The organism is Trichocoleus sp. FACHB-46 (assembly GCF_014695385.1).
In the GTDB taxonomy this organism is placed as follows: Bacteria; Cyanobacteriota; Cyanobacteriia; order FACHB-46; family FACHB-46; genus Trichocoleus.
On record NZ_JACJOD010000024.1, the window covers coordinates 25,308 to 39,937 of the forward strand.

The 14,630-nt window shown below is 48.6% G+C and carries 14 protein-coding genes; 6 read left to right on the forward strand and 8 right to left on the reverse strand.

Annotated elements, in window-relative coordinates; translation table 11 throughout:
* Positions 1-47 precede the first annotated feature (47 nt).
* Positions 48-1,493, forward strand: coding sequence for a glutamate--tRNA ligase (gene gltX, locus H6F72_RS13990; RefSeq protein ID WP_190436478.1), 1,446 nt, complete (start codon positions 48-50; stop codon positions 1,491-1,493).
* Between the two features lie 304 nt (positions 1,494-1,797).
* A complete protein-coding gene (locus H6F72_RS13995) occupies positions 1,798-2,301 on the forward strand; it encodes a hypothetical protein (protein WP_190436482.1) in 504 nt (167 codons plus the stop codon).
* A gap of 129 nt (positions 2,302-2,430) precedes the next feature.
* Here H6F72_RS13995 and H6F72_RS14000 read toward each other — a convergent pair whose 3' ends face one another.
* Both H6F72_RS14000 and H6F72_RS14005 read right to left on the reverse strand, forming a co-directional pair.
* Positions 2,431-3,153, reverse strand: coding sequence for a hypothetical protein (locus H6F72_RS14000; RefSeq protein ID WP_190436484.1), 723 nt, complete (start codon positions 3,151-3,153; stop codon positions 2,431-2,433).
* 5 nt (positions 3,154-3,158) lie between these two features.
* On the reverse strand, positions 3,159-4,238 hold the full coding sequence (locus H6F72_RS14005; protein ID WP_190436487.1) for a ParM/StbA family protein: 1,080 nt from the start codon (positions 4,236-4,238) through the stop codon (positions 3,159-3,161).
* 503 nt (positions 4,239-4,741) lie between these two features.
* Here H6F72_RS14005 and ftsH2 point away from each other — a divergent pair.
* On the forward strand, positions 4,742-6,628 hold the full coding sequence (gene ftsH2 / locus H6F72_RS14010) for an ATP-dependent zinc metalloprotease FtsH2 (protein ID WP_190436490.1): 1,887 nt from the start codon (positions 4,742-4,744) through the stop codon (positions 6,626-6,628).
* An 81-nt stretch (positions 6,629-6,709) separates the two neighbouring features.
* On the opposite strand, the gene H6F72_RS14015 is transcribed toward ftsH2, so the two are convergent.
* From H6F72_RS14015 to H6F72_RS14030, 4 genes are all read right to left on the reverse strand, one after another.
* Entirely contained in the window at positions 6,710-7,078 is a 369-nt protein-coding gene (locus H6F72_RS14015) for a DUF6464 family protein (protein WP_242016937.1), read from the reverse strand.
* A gap of 71 nt (positions 7,079-7,149) precedes the next feature.
* Positions 7,150-8,034, reverse strand: coding sequence for a glycine betaine ABC transporter substrate-binding protein (locus tag H6F72_RS14020; protein ID WP_190436493.1), 885 nt, complete (start codon positions 8,032-8,034; stop codon positions 7,150-7,152).
* Entirely contained in the window at positions 8,031-8,672 is a 642-nt protein-coding gene (locus H6F72_RS14025; protein WP_190436496.1) for an ABC transporter permease, read from the reverse strand. The genes H6F72_RS14020 and H6F72_RS14025 overlap by 4 nt, the downstream gene beginning before the upstream one ends.
* The gene (locus tag H6F72_RS14030) at positions 8,672-9,445 is read right to left on the reverse strand and encodes an ATP-binding cassette domain-containing protein (RefSeq protein WP_190436499.1); all 774 of its coding nucleotides are present in this window, start codon (positions 9,443-9,445) and stop codon (positions 8,672-8,674) included. Before H6F72_RS14030 ends, H6F72_RS14025 begins: the two co-directional genes overlap by 1 nt.
* A gap of 248 nt (positions 9,446-9,693) precedes the next feature.
* On the opposite strand from H6F72_RS14030, the gene H6F72_RS14035 reads away from it, so the two are divergent.
* Positions 9,694-10,326 carry a DedA family protein gene (locus H6F72_RS14035; RefSeq protein ID WP_190436502.1) on the forward strand — a complete coding sequence of 211 codons (633 nt, stop codon included), beginning with the start codon at positions 9,694-9,696 and terminating at the stop codon, positions 10,324-10,326.
* Between the two features lie 144 nt (positions 10,327-10,470).
* Here the strand turns inward: H6F72_RS14035 and H6F72_RS14040 are convergent, their stop codons facing one another.
* Both H6F72_RS14040 and H6F72_RS14045 read right to left on the reverse strand, forming a co-directional pair.
* Positions 10,471-11,673, reverse strand: a complete 1,203-nt coding sequence (locus tag H6F72_RS14040) for an argininosuccinate synthase (RefSeq protein ID WP_190436505.1) — start codon at positions 11,671-11,673, stop codon at positions 10,471-10,473.
* Positions 11,674-11,851: 178 nt separating this feature from the next.
* Positions 11,852-12,628, reverse strand: a complete 777-nt coding sequence (locus H6F72_RS14045) for a glycosyltransferase family 2 protein (protein ID WP_190436508.1) — start codon at positions 12,626-12,628, stop codon at positions 11,852-11,854.
* Between the two features lie 200 nt (positions 12,629-12,828).
* Between H6F72_RS14045 and H6F72_RS14050 the strand changes: the two genes are divergently transcribed.
* Both H6F72_RS14050 and H6F72_RS14055 read left to right on the forward strand, forming a co-directional pair.
* Complete coding sequence (locus H6F72_RS14050) at positions 12,829-13,806, forward strand: glycosyltransferase family 2 protein (protein ID WP_199299093.1); 978 nt, start codon at positions 12,829-12,831, stop codon at positions 13,804-13,806.
* Positions 13,807-13,927: 121 nt separating this feature from the next.
* Positions 13,928-14,533, forward strand: a complete 606-nt coding sequence (locus tag H6F72_RS14055; RefSeq protein WP_190436514.1) for a hypothetical protein — start codon at positions 13,928-13,930, stop codon at positions 14,531-14,533.
* Positions 14,534-14,630: the final 97 nt, after the last annotated feature.

Sequence of the window (14,630 nt, forward strand, 5' to 3'; positions counted from 1 at the left end):
TCTTTCATCCCTCATCCTTCCTGTTGCATCCTTCTATTTTTTGACCTATGACTGTTCGAGTCCGTCTTGCCCCCAGCCCCACAGGGAACTTGCATATTGGTACTGCCAGAACTGCGGTTTTTAACTGGCTGTTTGCCCGCCATCAGGGTGGTCAATTCATCTTGCGGATTGAGGACACTGACATAGAGCGATCGCGTCCGGAATACACCCAAAACATTCTGGAAGGTTTGACCTGGCTAGGCATGACCTGGGATGAAGGGCCGTTCTACCAAACTCAACGGATGGACTTGTATCGGCAGGCAATTCAATCTCTGCTCGACAAAGGCTTAGCTTACCGCAGCTACGAAACGCCGGAAGAGTTGGATGCCATGCGGGAAGCTCAGAAGGCGAGAAGCGAGGCTCCTCGGTACGACAACCGTCACCGTAACCTCACGCCTGAGCAAGAAGCGGCTTTTGTTGCTGAAGGCCGTCAGCCTGTCATTCGCTTCAAAATTGAAGATGATCGAGAAATTAGCTGGAATGACTTAGTCCGGGGCAAAGTCACTTGGAAAGGGCGAGATCTAGGCGGCGATATGGTGATTGCGCGGGCCGCTGCCGCTGATGAAGTTGGACCACCCCTCTACAACTTTGTGGTGGTGGTCGATGACATCGACATGCAGATTTCCCATGTGATTCGGGGAGAAGACCACATCGGCAATACCCCCAAGCAGATTCTGCTCTACGAAGCCTTAGGTGCTACAGCGCCAGAGTTCGGTCATACGCCACTGATTCTAAACTCATCGGGAGCCAAGCTCTCTAAGCGGGATGGCGTCACTTCCATTTCCGATTTTAAGCAGATGGGCTACGTGCCTGAAGCGTTGGCTAATTACATGACCTTGCTCGGTTGGTCTGCACCAGACGCTACGCAAGAACTGTTTACTTTACCCGAAGCGGCTCAACTATTTAGCTTTGATCGCGTCAACAAAGCAGGAGCCAAGTTTGACTGGGATAAGCTGAACTGGATCAACAGCCAATACCTACATGCGATGCCTGTCGATCGCCTGACAGATCTGTTGATTCCCTTCTGGCAGGCTGCCGGATACGAGTTTGATCCCACAGGCGATCGCGCTTGGCTAGAGGAGCTCACGACTTTACTAGCAGCGAGCTTGGTACTTCTAAAAGATGCAGTCGAGATGAGCCAGTTGTTCTTCAACCCGATTGCTTTCACTGACGAAGCTAAGACACAACTCCAGCAAGCAGGCTCGGCTGCTACTTTGCAAGCGGTGGCTGCAGCTTTACCAAGCGACCACAGTCTGACTGCCGAGCAAGCGCAAGACATCATCAAGCAGGTGGTGAAAGAGCAGAACGTCAAGAAAGGCCTAGTGATGCGATCGCTACGTGCCGGATTGACTGGAGACTTACAGGGGCCTGATTTACTTCAGTCTTGGCTGCTTCTGCATCAGAAGGGACAAGATTTACCCCGTCTGCAACAAGCTTTGACGGTCGCTCAGTAAATCTTCGTGTCAGCTTTGTAGCAAATTAATCCAATCAAAACTAAAGATACTAGTTACTGTACTAGTTACTGAAGGAGATCGGGTGGTAAACCTATCTCAAGCAAAGGGTAGGGAACTCCGTTAGGAACCCTACCGTCTTTTTTACAAGAGTAGTTCTCACCAATCATTTACGGAGTGGGATCGGGCGCAAGCGGGCTCATTACACTCCGAATAACAAAAATGTAGGTTTAGAGCAATGGCGATCTGTTAGCGGCATGATTGCTATTTGCTACATTCCGTCAGTAAGCAGTTAAGGGCAACCAGAATGCGCAACAGTGGGCTAGGCAGAGGAGTAGGATTGCCAATCGCGATCGCGATCGTAGCTGGAGGTTTGATCACGACCCCGGCACAAGCGCAGTCAGCCCAATCTCCCTTACTTTCGATCTTTGAAAACGTTAAACTCGGTCCCAAGTTTTCCCCAGACCCAACTAGAATTCAGGGTATTAGTGGGGGGTCAGTGGCGGCTACAAGTATTGCAAAACGCAATGATACGATAACAGGGCCGTGCAGCGGTTATATGGATACTAAGCCAGACCACACCCTCTCGCTGACTGGCTTTTTCGATTACCTCAGCTTGGAAGTCGAAAGCCCTGAAGATACTACCTTGGTGATTCAAGGGCCAGGTGGCACCTGGTGTAATGATGACCATCAAGGTAAAAACCCCGGTATTGCAGGTCAATGGCTTGCTGGAACCTATAAAGTTTGGATCGGTTCCTACAAGCCCGGTAGCTACCATCCTTATCGCATCAAGCTCTCAGAAGTTCGTTAATGGTTGTCCGTCCATCATCTCAGCCTATCCATGAATGGGTTCAGTTTGAGTGGGGAGTTGCTAAAGTGCCAATTTAGTGACTCCACACTCAAGGGCTGAAGCCTTTGCTAGAGGGTTAATCCAAATAACTTAGAAATCTTCTAGAAGAGAGCTGAGTCGGCTCAAAATTGGATCAGATTCGGGAGATAAAGCTGCTGTTTTTGAGACTGGCTCCTTGAAAGCAAAGATAGGTTCAGGGGCCATGGGGTCAGCAGGGATGCAAGTCTGAGCTAATAGTGGTGACGAAACTTCAACCATGCTAGGCGGAGGAGTTGGAACGGAAGAGGATAAGGTTGATGGAGCCTGGCTAAGCTGAGATTGTAGGTCTGCAAACTGCTGAGCAATGTGAGTCTCGATCGCTTCAACTTGAGTCGTCAAGTGAATGAGCTGACTAGTTAGTTGATTGAGATACTCCGTTGTCGGATTATTCGTGGGTTGTTTCCAGCTAGAAAACCCGCGATCGCTCTTCGTTCCCAATTCCTCTAACTGCTGAATAACTTGCCTGAGCTGAGCTTCAAGCTGATCAAATTGTTGGGATTGGCTAGCAACTAACTTTGCCTCTAGTTGGGCTACTTGTTGCTGGATTGGTGTTAAGGCTGCTTCAAAGTCAATAGCATGACTAACATCGTGATTGACAGACTGAGTGGGCTCAGCGGCTAATAAGGTTTGCTGGAGCGCTTGCTTACAGAGATCACTGAAACTGTCGTACTGCTCTTCGCTCAATGCTGCTTCGATCGCCACCAACAAAGTTTGGTCAGCAGCTTCCGGAGTAAACGTAATAGATTTATTCGTCTTTTTCGGGGGAGTGGGCATGGCAGTCAGACCTTGGTGAGTTGAGGATTAACAGTTGCCAACTGGGCGCGGCCATAGAGGTATTGGCCTAACGCATTCGCTTTGCGCGACGGTTGGGCGAGGTGAATGCGCAACTGCGCCTCCTCTAGCAAGGGTTGAAAATCTGGCCAGAAAAATTCGCCGCCCCCACCACTGACGATCACATCTGTAACTCGTTCTGGTAGCCAAGCGATTAAACGGTTCGACAACTCACGGGCAAAACTCTTCCGCAAGCTGGGCAGAATAGCATCCAAATCCGTTGGGCGAGTGGCACCACGGGGACGATAAAACCGTTGTCCTTGAGGTCGATTCACCGCTTCGATCAACGAGAGCGACTGACTATCTGCGCCTTGAATTTGACTTGCCACTTGGTCGTAGAACTGGTTCATGGCAAAGGGTTCGCTCTTGGAGGCTCCGCGCGCAAACCGAAAGCGATCGACCATGAGAAAGTCGGTAGTTTGGTGACCAATATCCACGATCGCGACTGATAGATTTGGTAAGTCAGGACTATGAGCGTCTTTGTCTTGGGCTTCACACCAAATCAGGCTGCCATAGCCTTCTGGCATCACCCACACCTGCTGAATGTTGACGGCTTTTGGCTCGCCTCGGTAAGCCAAAACATGGGGCGATCGCAGCAAACTGATTAATTGCTCTTTCTCGCGATCGAACTGCTCTTGGGAGTGGTAGGGCAATCCCAAAACCACAGCCAAATCTCCGCTGAGATTGAAATGCCCTACGCAAGCCAACACCTTGACCAAGGCATCTTCAACCTTGGATTGTCCGACGCCTAAGTTGGCTCCAAAGTCTGCTGCTAATTGCCCGATCGCGTAGCCTCGACCTTGGTGCTCCAACCAAATATCTAATAGCGCATCGGTAGAACGGGACTCGAACCCACCCCGTCGCACTTGGTCAACGGTTAAGTGAGCGACATTAGCAGCAATCAGCACTACATCATCGGGATAGCGGCTCACGCAAGCTTTAGTAGAAGTTCGGCCCAAGTCAATACTCAAAATTGCAGTACTGCTGGAATGACCATTGAGTGAATTAGAGGGTTGTCTGGCAGTCATCGAATTATTCACCTCTCGCTTAAATTCATAACTGTGCATGCCCTGTCTTGACCACGAAGCACTGATTCAAGCCCCCAGGAGGGATGGTTGAATAGCCAAAACTCGGTAAAGTTTTGGCATAGGTGCTAAGAAGTGGGTGCTGGAAAAAATTTGAGTCTGGCTGAGCCTGACCTGGTGAACCTAGCTTTGGTAAACCCAGATCTAGCGATCGCTTTCTTTAGGCCCTATTTATATAGTACAAAAGTACTATATAGCATGGTTTATGAGGAGACAAACCCCTTTGCTTGCCCCAATCCTGATAATTAAGTTAAATTTGATTAAGAAGTTGTTTTAACCGTTCTTAAGCAAGCTCCGACAAACCTGAGCTTGATAGATATGAAGCTAAGGGAAATTAATTTAGCTGCCCTTGATCCAAAAACTCTATTCTGCGAGTGGGATGGCTCACTCACGCCGAATCTAACTGTTGTGCTCCGTGTTGCTCCGTATATAGAGGCCACTAACTTATGAAATTGTCTTGGAAAACAGTGCTGCTGTGGGCACTGCCCGCTGTGGTCATCGGTTTCTTCTTTTGGCAAGGCGCTTTTGCTCCAACTCCGGTAGATATGAGCAAAAACGCAGCAAGTACCCGCATGACCTACGGGCGCTTTTTGGAATATCTAGACGCAAGTCGAGTCACAAGTGTTGACCTCTATGAAGGAGGACGGACAGCAATTGTAGAAGCGGTTGATCCAGAATTAGATAATCGGGTGCAGCGGCTCAGAGTAGACCTGCCTGGTAATGCTCCTGAACTGATTTCCCGCCTCAGAACCGAAAAAATCAGCTTTGATGTGCATCCACCTCGTAATGATGGTGCCATCTGGGGCCTATTGGGGAACCTAGTCTTCCCAATCTTGCTGATTGCGGGACTCTTCTTCTTGTTCCGTCGCTCTAATAATGTGCCAGGTGGCCCTGGTCAAGCCATGAACTTTGGCAAATCCCGTGCTCGGTTCCAGATGGAAGCGAAAACAGGTGTCATGTTTGAGGATGTGGCAGGCGTAGAAGAAGCCAAGGAAGAGTTGCAAGAAGTTGTAACTTTCCTCAAGAAGCCAGAACGCTTTACTGCCGTTGGTGCCCGCATTCCTAAAGGGGTATTGCTAGTGGGTCCTCCAGGAACGGGTAAAACTCTGTTGGCTAAGGCGATCGCTGGGGAAGCTGGCGTGCCCTTCTTTAGCATCTCTGGTTCTGAGTTTGTCGAAATGTTTGTTGGTGTGGGTGCTTCTCGCGTCCGTGACCTCTTTAAGAAAGCGAAAGAAAACGCGCCTTGCATCATCTTTATCGATGAGATTGACGCAGTCGGTCGGCAACGGGGCGCAGGCATTGGCGGTGGCAACGATGAGCGGGAACAAACCCTCAACCAGTTGCTCACCGAAATGGATGGCTTCGAAGGCAACACTGGCATCATCATCATTGCTGCAACTAACCGTCCTGACGTTCTAGACTCAGCCCTGCTCCGTCCGGGTCGTTTCGATCGCCAAGTCACGGTGGATGCTCCTGACATCAAAGGTCGCGTAGAGATTTTGCAAGTTCACGCTCGCAACAAGAAGCTCTCTGACGAAGTTTCGATCGATTTAGTGGCTCGTCGGACTCCTGGCTTCACCGGGGCAGACTTGGCAAACTTACTGAACGAGGCCGCTATCCTAACCGCACGTCGCCGTAAAGAAGCGATCACCATGCTAGAAATCGACGATGCAGTCGATCGCGTGGTAGCTGGGATGGAAGGCACTCCTCTGGTCGATAGCAAGAGCAAGCGCTTGATTGCTTATCACGAGATTGGCCATGCGGTGATTGGCACCTTGGTCAAAGCTCATGACCCCGTCCAAAAAGTCACTTTGATTCCTCGCGGACAAGCTCAGGGCTTGACCTGGTTTACTCCCAGCGAAGAGCAAGGCTTGATTTCTAAAGCGCAACTGATGGCTCGGATTATGGGAGCCTTAGGAGGTCGCGCGGCTGAGGAAGTAATCTTTGGTGATGCTGAGGTGACTACTGGGGCGGGTAATGACCTGCAACAAGTCAGCAGCATGGCGCGGCAGATGGTGACCCGGTTCGGCATGTCTGACTTAGGCCCCTTGTGCTTAGAGAGCCAATCAGGCGAAGTGTTCTTGGGCCGAGATTTGATGACTCGCTCGGAGTTCTCTGATGAGATTTCGTCTCGGATTGATGCTCAAGTCCGCTCAATTGTGGAGCACTGCTACGATGAATCTCGTCGCATCATCCGTGAGAACCGCACCGTAATCGATCGCCTGGTGGATCTCTTAATTGAAAAAGAAACCATCGACGGCGACGAGTTCCGCCAAATCGTGGCTGAGTACACGGTAGTACCCGAGAAAGAGCAGTATGTGCCTCAGCTCTAATCTCTAAAACTCAGAAACTCTAAGAAAGGGGATGGTAAAAACTATCCCCTTTCTTGCGTTTACGGCATGACTAGAAGCGTCCTAGCTAAACTCAATTGACTCGTAATACCGACAGTCCTGACACGGCCCTAGAGGATTCACCGCACAACGTAGATGCGCCGATCGCGCATTAAACCGACAGGTAATATCGCCTGTAAGCAACCCCATGCCTTCGACATAGCGCTGGTCGCTAGAAGCTCGACGGAGATTTTGTAGACTCCGACGTTCCACTGCTGCCATGGCCACCCTTAATCGATTCTGGGCTCTGATTTCTGCTCGCTGCAACAGCCATAGTGATAATAGGGGAGGCAATAAGCCTAGCGTGATCACTAAAATGATTTCGATCATGGCAGCCCCCTTGCTACAAACATGATGCGATCGCCAAACATTCTTGGGCCGAAAGGCCAGCATGATTGACGTTGCTCTACTTAATCACAATCCTAATGAATTCATCTAGGAAGTGTCTAGCTGGCCAAAAATCCCTACAAGTTTTGAGCTTTGCGGAATTCTTCTACCACTTGCTTCACATCGCGGCGCTTGCCATCTACTTCGTAGTTGAGTCGTCGCATCTCGGTTTCGGAGATTTTGCCAGCCAGCCCCTGGAAGACAGAGCGCAGTTCAGGGTGTTTTTGTAGGGTTTCTTGACGCACAATAGGGGCAGCCTCGTAAGGCGGAAAATATTGCTTATCGTCTTGTAGCACCACTAAACCTAGCGAGTCGATCAGGCCATCCGTGGAGTTTCCAGCGACAAGATCGACTTGCTTGTCGGTAAGCGCCCGATACAGCAAGCCTAGGTCCATCACTTTGGGCTGCTCAGCAAATTTGAGATTGTAAGTTTTCGCTAACCCAGGAAAACCATCGGCGCGTTCTAAAAACTCGTAGCCAAACCCTGCTTGCCACTGTGGAGTATATTTTGCGACTTGAGAAAGAGTTTGGAGATTATTCTTACGAGCATCATCGCCCCGAATCACGATCGCGAAGGTGTTGTTGAAGCCTAACGGTTCTGTCCATTCCAACTGGAACTGCTGAGCATAAGTTTGTTTCACCTGCTGGTAGACCGCTTTGGGATCGCTAATGGCAGTCTGCTTGAGAATTGCTGTGTAAGCGGTGCCTGTGTATTCTGGATAGACGTCTAGCTCGCCAGCTACAATGCCTTGATGGCAGACAAATGTACCTCCCAGATTCAAACGGCGATCGACTTTGAGATTGGTTTTCGCTTCAATTTCTTGAGCCAGCAACTCCCCTAAAATCACTTGCTCGGTGAAGTTTTTGGAGCCGACCACGATACGCTGATTGCTAGAGTTGCAGCCTGCGATCGCCAAACTCAAAACGCTTGCGATTAAACCCAAGACAACTGTTCTTCTCATCGGGAACCCTTTAGTGTTAGCCGCCGCTCCAGCCAGCCGAAACCAAAATCTGCCAACAACGCCATCACCGCTGCTGGGATTGCGCCAGCCAGAATGAGTTGATTATCTACTACTGCTACGCCTCGAAAGATAAACACCCCTAATCCACCTGCACCGACTGCCGCCGCGATCGTCGCTAAACCCACGCCAATCACCGTCGCCACTCGTACCCCCGCCAGAACGAAGCCCAGAGCCAACGGGAGTTCTACTTGCCACAACAACTGCCAGTCGGTCATGCCCATGCCCACTCCTGCCTCTCGAATCGCCGGATCGACGCTGACAATTCCGGTGTAAGTACTGCGAATAATCGGTAGCAGGGAGTAGAGAATTAACGCTAAAATCGCCGTCTGTACGCCAATTCCGCCTAAAAATGGCACTGGAATCAAAAAGCCGAACAGCGCCAAACTGGGAATTGTTTGTACAACATTGGCGAATCCTAAAATCGGCTTACCGAGGTGAGGCTTGCGAGTAATCAAAACTCCTAAAGGAATGCCAAACAGAATCGCGATCGCCAGGGCAATCCCCACCATCTGCACATGCTCTAACGTGCGCTGGGCAATCTCTCCTGCATAACGGCTCCAAAACTCACCCAGGTTCATCAATTGGCTTCCCGGTCTGACGTGGTATTAAACGGCTGTAAGCACTGGGTAAAGGCTTGCACTTCTGGAAGGGGCGATCGCAAAAACTCTTCTCGTGTCCCCCAGAAGCTCAATTGACCCTCTTGCATTAAGCCAATTTTAGAAGCGAGGAGAAAGGCTTCTTGCACATCATGAGTCACAAATATCACGGTTTTGCCGAGTTGCTGTTGCAGTTGGCGAAACTCTCGCTGAATTTCTAACCGCGTAATCGGGTCCAGCGCTCCAAACGGTTCATCCATCAACAATAACGGTGGGTCAGCCGCTAAAGCTCTGGCCACTCCCACTCGTTGCCGTTGACCGCCCGAAAGTTCATGAGGATAACGGTGGGCAAAATGATTGGCGTCTAGGCCCACAAGTTCTAGAAGCTCCTTGACACGGGCAGAGATGCGATCGCGCTCCCATCCTTCCAGAGCAGGTACCACCCCCACATTCCGAGCCACTGTGAAATGCGGAAACAACCCCACTTCTTGAATCACATAACCAACCCGTCGTCGCAGTTGAATCGGATTCCAATGGCTGGTAGGTTTGCCTTCTACCCAAACTTCGCCACTCGTCGGCAACAACAACCGATTGATCAACTTGAGAGTGGTAGTTTTGCCGCAACCACTACGTCCCAGCAAAACTAAGATTTCACCTCGATGCACTTCAAAATTTAGTTGAGTAATCAAAGCACGCTGCTTAAGGCGATAGGTAACATCCCAAAACTTAACGGCAACCTGACCCACCTCTGACATCCATCACCTATTCCGCAACTGATTTAGTTCTCTCAATCCTAGTTGATTGGACCTAAACTGCTCAGCGATCGCACTCAAACCGAGAATGCGATTGACTCACTCTTGAAAGTTTGGCCTACAAAGGCGTAAATCCTCTGAGAAGCAAGTTTTGTCCTAGTAGCGTCTGGCACTACCAAGGGTTTATTGACACTTTCAGATAGCCGAGTCAAGATCTTAAGAAAGGCAAATCTTTGTAAAGGCTGTGTTGCATGTCTTTCGAGTTTTTATCGCTAGAGACTATCCAGGAATTAGCTCGTCAATATGGCTACTGGGCAGTATTTGTAGGTATTCTGCTAGAAAATCTCGGCTTGCCAATTCCCGGTGAAACTGCGACACTTGCTGGCGGTTTCTTGGCGGGTAGCGGTGAACTGAATTACTGGATTGTCCTCGGTAGTGCAGTTCTCGGTGCTTCGCTGGGCGGGACTTGCGGCTATTGGATTGGTAGGTGGGGCGGATGGCCGCTGCTCGTTGGCCTCGGTCGCATCTTCCGCTTTCGAGAAGAGCAATTGCTAGAAGTCAAAAATCAATTTAGTGAAAACGCCGGAAAGACAGTGTTTTTTGGCCGTTTCATTGCTCTGCTCCGAGTTTTTGCTAGCCCGCTCGCTGGAATTGCCCAGATGCCGTTTCTCAAATTCATGTTTTATAACTTGTTTGGGGCAACGGTTTGGGCTTCTGTGATGGTGACCTTGGCATTCTTCGCAGGTCGAATTGTGCCCTTAGAACAGCTAGTTGTTTGGGCCGCTCAATTTGCTGGAGTCGCTTTGTTCCTGGCGATCGCCTGGATTGCAGTTCCCATCTGGTTAGAAACTCGTAAAGCTAAGCAATTAGAACGTCCAGATTAATTCTGAAGCTGGATCAAACTAAATCAGCTTTGGATACCTGTTGGTAAATAGGCAAATTAGCAGATGGAGCAGTTTTGCATTGCTCCATCTGTTTTTATGATTGTCTTAGAGCTTTTGACTGAATTCAAAGCTAAATGGAAAAGGTTAAAGGCGGTTTTGTTGTGACCAAACCCGCGTGGGTAGGCCCCAAACATAGATAAATCCTTCCGCTGCTTTGTGGTCGAACTTGTCTTCTGCGCCGTAGGTTGCCAAGTCTGGGCTGTAGAGGGAGTTGGCAGATTGCCGTCCCACAATATTGGCATTGCCCTTAAACAGCTTGATTCGTACAGTGCCAGAAACGCGCTCTTGGGTCTGTTGCACAAAGGCATCTAAGGCTCCCTTGAGCGGGCTGTACCAGAGGCCGTTGTAGACGAGTTGGCTGTAGGTTTCCTCAATGCCCCGCTTATAGTGGGTGACATCAGCCGTTAGCGTTAGGCTCTCTAAATCCCGGTGGGCTTGAATCAGTACTAAGAGAGCGGGTGCTTCATAAATTTCACGCGATTTAATCCCAACTAAACGGTTCTCCAGCATATCGATCCGCCCGACGCCGTGATTGCCAGCAAGTTCGTTGAGTCGGGTAATCAACGCCACAGAATCTAAAGCTTCTCCATTCAGGTGAGTCGGCAAACCCTTCTCAAAGCCAATTTCTACATATTCTGGTTCATTAGGTGTGTCGGCGATCGCCTTGGTCAAAGCGTAGATTTCTTCTAGGGGCTCGGTCCAAGGGTCTTCTAGAGGGCCTGCTTCAATACTGCGACCCAAGAGGTTGCGATCGATGCTGTAAGGTGAAGACTTCTTGACTGGAGCAGGAATGCCAAATTTTTCCCCGTAGGCGATCGTTTCTTCTCGACTCATGCCCCATTCTCTGGCGGGCGCTAAGACTTTGAGGTTGGGATTTAGAGCAGCGATCGAGACATCAAATCGCACTTGGTCATTGCCTTTGCCTGTGCAACCGTGTGCGACCGCATCGGCACCATATTTTTCGGCTGCTTCCACCAATAGCTTGGCAATCAGTGGCCGAGCCAAAGCGGTAGAAAGGGGATAGCGATTCTCGTAGAGTGCATTAGCTTGAATCGCAGGAAAAGCATAGTCTTTGATAAAACCTGCCGTTGCATCGATTACCAAGGACTCGCTAGCGCCTGAATCGAGTGCTTTTTTGCGGATGGGTTCTAGTTCATCCCCTTGGCCCAAGTCGGCTGCTAAGGTAATAACTTCTTCAACCCCCCACTCAGTTTTGAGATAAGGAATGCAGACGGAAGTATCAACTCCGCCGGAGTATGCCAGCACAACTTTCTTGGCGCGACCCATTGATTTTCTCGATTTGGTAGAACAACTGAGTCCCTATTATGCAACTAATTCTGACCACTTCTTGTCTGCGACGGCACAGATTTCAAGCATCTCCTAAAAACAATTAAATTTAGTTGGGAACTTGAAGAGGAAAAGCCTACGCTATCAACGTTTATCTCTATTTTTCCTTATCAAGCCCTTATCCACCTTGAGAAGCCCATAAAAATCCTATAATTTCCAAGCCAAAGATTTGCGCCAATAAAAAGCTAGGCAAAGAAAATTGGGGAAATATACCTGATGTATTTCGATCATGAATGATGTGTAGAACAAGGCCTTCTTGATCTAAAAAATGGATTGTTTTATAGTTAGCCTCTTTAACTTTTTCAACAAATTTAATGTCTTCCCCAAAATCAACAGAGTCAAAAGTAATTTTGTCAAAAATACTCTTTCTGTAAGAATAAGAGAAGCCATACCCCCAAAGAACAGATTCTAGCCAAACATGCTCTTCTTCCGGTGAAACTTCTTCTAATGAGAGAGCTCTAACTTCTAGCTTTGGTTTTACATCAAATAGGTACTTGGAAGATTGGGTGGTATCCCAATAACAGAAAAAGTCATGCCTTGGTGCATAAGCATACCAACCACCCAGAGTCACAAAATCATATTCTTTCAGATAGTTCATCATTATCTCGACATAATTTGGCGCATAATAATCGTCATCATCAAAATGGACAATAATTTCCCCAGCTGCCGCTTGAACTAAACGATTTCTTTTTTCACCAATAGTCATTCCTTGCTTAACCTGAAGATATTTAACGGTTGGATCGCTTAGATTAAGAAAAAACTCTGAACTGGATGGACTATCATCTAAAACTAGTAGCTCACAATCGGGATAAGTTTGTGATTTAAAGCAATGATACAAACCAGGAAAATGAATTTGTCTATTTGCAGAAGTTGGTGTGATAATACTTATTTTCATGGGGATGGGATATATCTGGAGCTAACACTTTAGTAGTAGCTTGAGTTTTGTTTAAGTGTTTTCATGAACTGTTGCTTCATGAACTACTGATAAATACAATCAGAGTCTTTTTAACTTAATCATTGTCAACAAAGCCAAATCTGCCATAGTCAATGTCTTGCAGTTCATCTCTAGGCTAAGGATACTAGAGAAATTGTGGTATGAGGGTAGCCGTGTTCTTCAGTGTGGTAATTCCAACTTATAATCGCAAATCTATCTTGGAGAAGTGCCTAAGGGCTTTGGAGCATCAACACCTCACAGCAGATAGCGAAGTGACTGGCTATGAGGTTGTGCTAGTTGATGATGGCTCTACGGATGGCACAGTCGATTGGATACGCACAAGTGCAGCAGAGTTTCCTCATGTACGGTTGTTTGGCCAAAATCACCAAGGTCCATCTGCGGCTCGGAATTTGGGGGTGCAGCAAGCGATCGGAGACACAATTATTTTTATTGACAGCGATTTAGTCGTCACCGAACAGTTTTTGCAAGCTCATGCAGATGGTCTGGAGCAAGGCCAGCGATCGCTCCCCGCCCCAGCGACCCCCAATGAGCCGCCCCGCCTCTTCACCTACGGTCGAGTGATTAATACCTGCAATTTTGAGCAACCCACCAGTGAGCCGTACAAAGTCACAGATTTCTCAGCCGCCTATTTTGCTACAGGTAATGTCGCGATCGCCCGTTACTGGCTAGAAAAAGCAGGCTTATTTGATACTCAGTTCCAACTGTATGGCTGGGAAGATCTAGAACTAGGCGTGCGGCTGAAGCAATTAGGTCTCAAGCTGATTAAATGTCACGATGCAGTTGGCTACCATTGGCACCCACCTTTTGCCCTAGCAGAAATTCCGCAGTTAATTGACAAAGAAATCCAGCGCGGACGCATGGGAGTTTTGTTCTATCAAAAGCATCCCACCTGGGAAGTGCGGATGATGATTCAAATGACTTGGCTGCATCGTGTGCTCTGGGGCTTACTCTCTCTAGGCGGCTCCTTAAATGAGCGAACCTTAGCTCCTTTGTTGCAATGGTTGATTGAGCAAGGCAAGCCCCAACTAGCCCTAGAGATCGCTCGTATCTTTCTCAATTGGTACAACGTTCAAGGTGTGTATGCCGCTTATGCTGAAATGCAGCAGGCCGCTTCGTAATATATCAGTGGCCTCTATTTTTGGGGTGCTTGAGTAGATATACACATTTGCAGTACTTTAGCTTTGGTAAAACTGCTCTACTCTATTTGACCTGTTTTTACAAATCACACCTAGGACACCTATGTTGCGACTTAAGAATTTAGTGGTTTTCACGGCGATCGCAGTTGCTTTGGCAGCTTGTGGCCCCAGCACCGACACTACAACAACTTCTGATACTACGACCACGACTGCTCCTACTACGACCGCTCCTGCGGCAGGTCAAGCTTCGCCCGCAACAGCGACTTCAACCATCAGTGTTACTGACCTAGGCGTGCAGAACATTAGTGAAGTGAAGTTCTATTCACTGCCTGCCGGTACTGAATCTACTAATGGTTATTTTGATGCTGTCAACAATAAGGTGACGCCAGAACATACCTTACCTAAAACAGATATTTTGACCCTCAACGGTTGGGCAATTCTTCCGACTACTGGCAAGTCAGCGAATCAGGTGATCGTCACGCAGGGTGATCAGAATGCTGTTATCGCGATCGCTCCTGTTAGTGTAGAAAGAACCGATGTCGCCAAAGTTACAAACAACCCTAACTATACAAACTCAGGCTGGACTGTAACGCTCGACCCAGCAACCCTGCCAGCAGACAGAGCTGTTCTCACAGCTTGGGCTTATAACTCTGATACCAAAGAAGCCTTTCAACTGAGCCGAGTGCACACTGTCACTTTCAATCAATAACTCCGACTCAAAGGAAGACTCTGATTGTGTTACGCTAGAAAAGTTGTCTAAATTCGCACATCCAGGATTTCGGGTGTTTCTGAAGAGCCATGAAGCT

Coding starts and splice junctions, on each gene's coding strand:
- gltX (WP_190436478.1), top strand. CDS start 48: ATGACTGTTCGAGTCCGTCTTGCCCCCAGCCCCACAGGGAACTTGCAT.
- H6F72_RS13995 (WP_190436482.1), top strand. CDS start 1,798: ATGCGCAACAGTGGGCTAGGCAGAGGAGTAGGATTGCCAATCGCGATC.
- H6F72_RS14000 (WP_190436484.1), bottom strand. CDS start 3,153: ATGCCCACTCCCCCGAAAAAGACGAATAAATCTATTACGTTTACTCCG.
- H6F72_RS14005 (WP_190436487.1), bottom strand. CDS start 4,238: ATGACTGCCAGACAACCCTCTAATTCACTCAATGGTCATTCCAGCAGT.
- ftsH2 (WP_190436490.1), top strand. CDS start 4,742: ATGAAATTGTCTTGGAAAACAGTGCTGCTGTGGGCACTGCCCGCTGTG.
- H6F72_RS14015 (WP_242016937.1), bottom strand. CDS start 7,078: ATGCTGGCCTTTCGGCCCAAGAATGTTTGGCGATCGCATCATGTTTGT.
- H6F72_RS14020 (WP_190436493.1), bottom strand. CDS start 8,034: ATGAGAAGAACAGTTGTCTTGGGTTTAATCGCAAGCGTTTTGAGTTTG.
- H6F72_RS14025 (WP_190436496.1), bottom strand. CDS start 8,672: ATGAACCTGGGTGAGTTTTGGAGCCGTTATGCAGGAGAGATTGCCCAG.
- H6F72_RS14030 (WP_190436499.1), bottom strand. CDS start 9,445: ATGTCAGAGGTGGGTCAGGTTGCCGTTAAGTTTTGGGATGTTACCTAT.
- H6F72_RS14035 (WP_190436502.1), top strand. CDS start 9,694: ATGTCTTTCGAGTTTTTATCGCTAGAGACTATCCAGGAATTAGCTCGT.
- H6F72_RS14040 (WP_190436505.1), bottom strand. CDS start 11,673: ATGGGTCGCGCCAAGAAAGTTGTGCTGGCATACTCCGGCGGAGTTGAT.
- H6F72_RS14045 (WP_190436508.1), bottom strand. CDS start 12,628: ATGAAAATAAGTATTATCACACCAACTTCTGCAAATAGACAAATTCAT.
- H6F72_RS14050 (WP_199299093.1), top strand. CDS start 12,829: ATGAGGGTAGCCGTGTTCTTCAGTGTGGTAATTCCAACTTATAATCGC.
- H6F72_RS14055 (WP_190436514.1), top strand. CDS start 13,928: ATGTTGCGACTTAAGAATTTAGTGGTTTTCACGGCGATCGCAGTTGCT.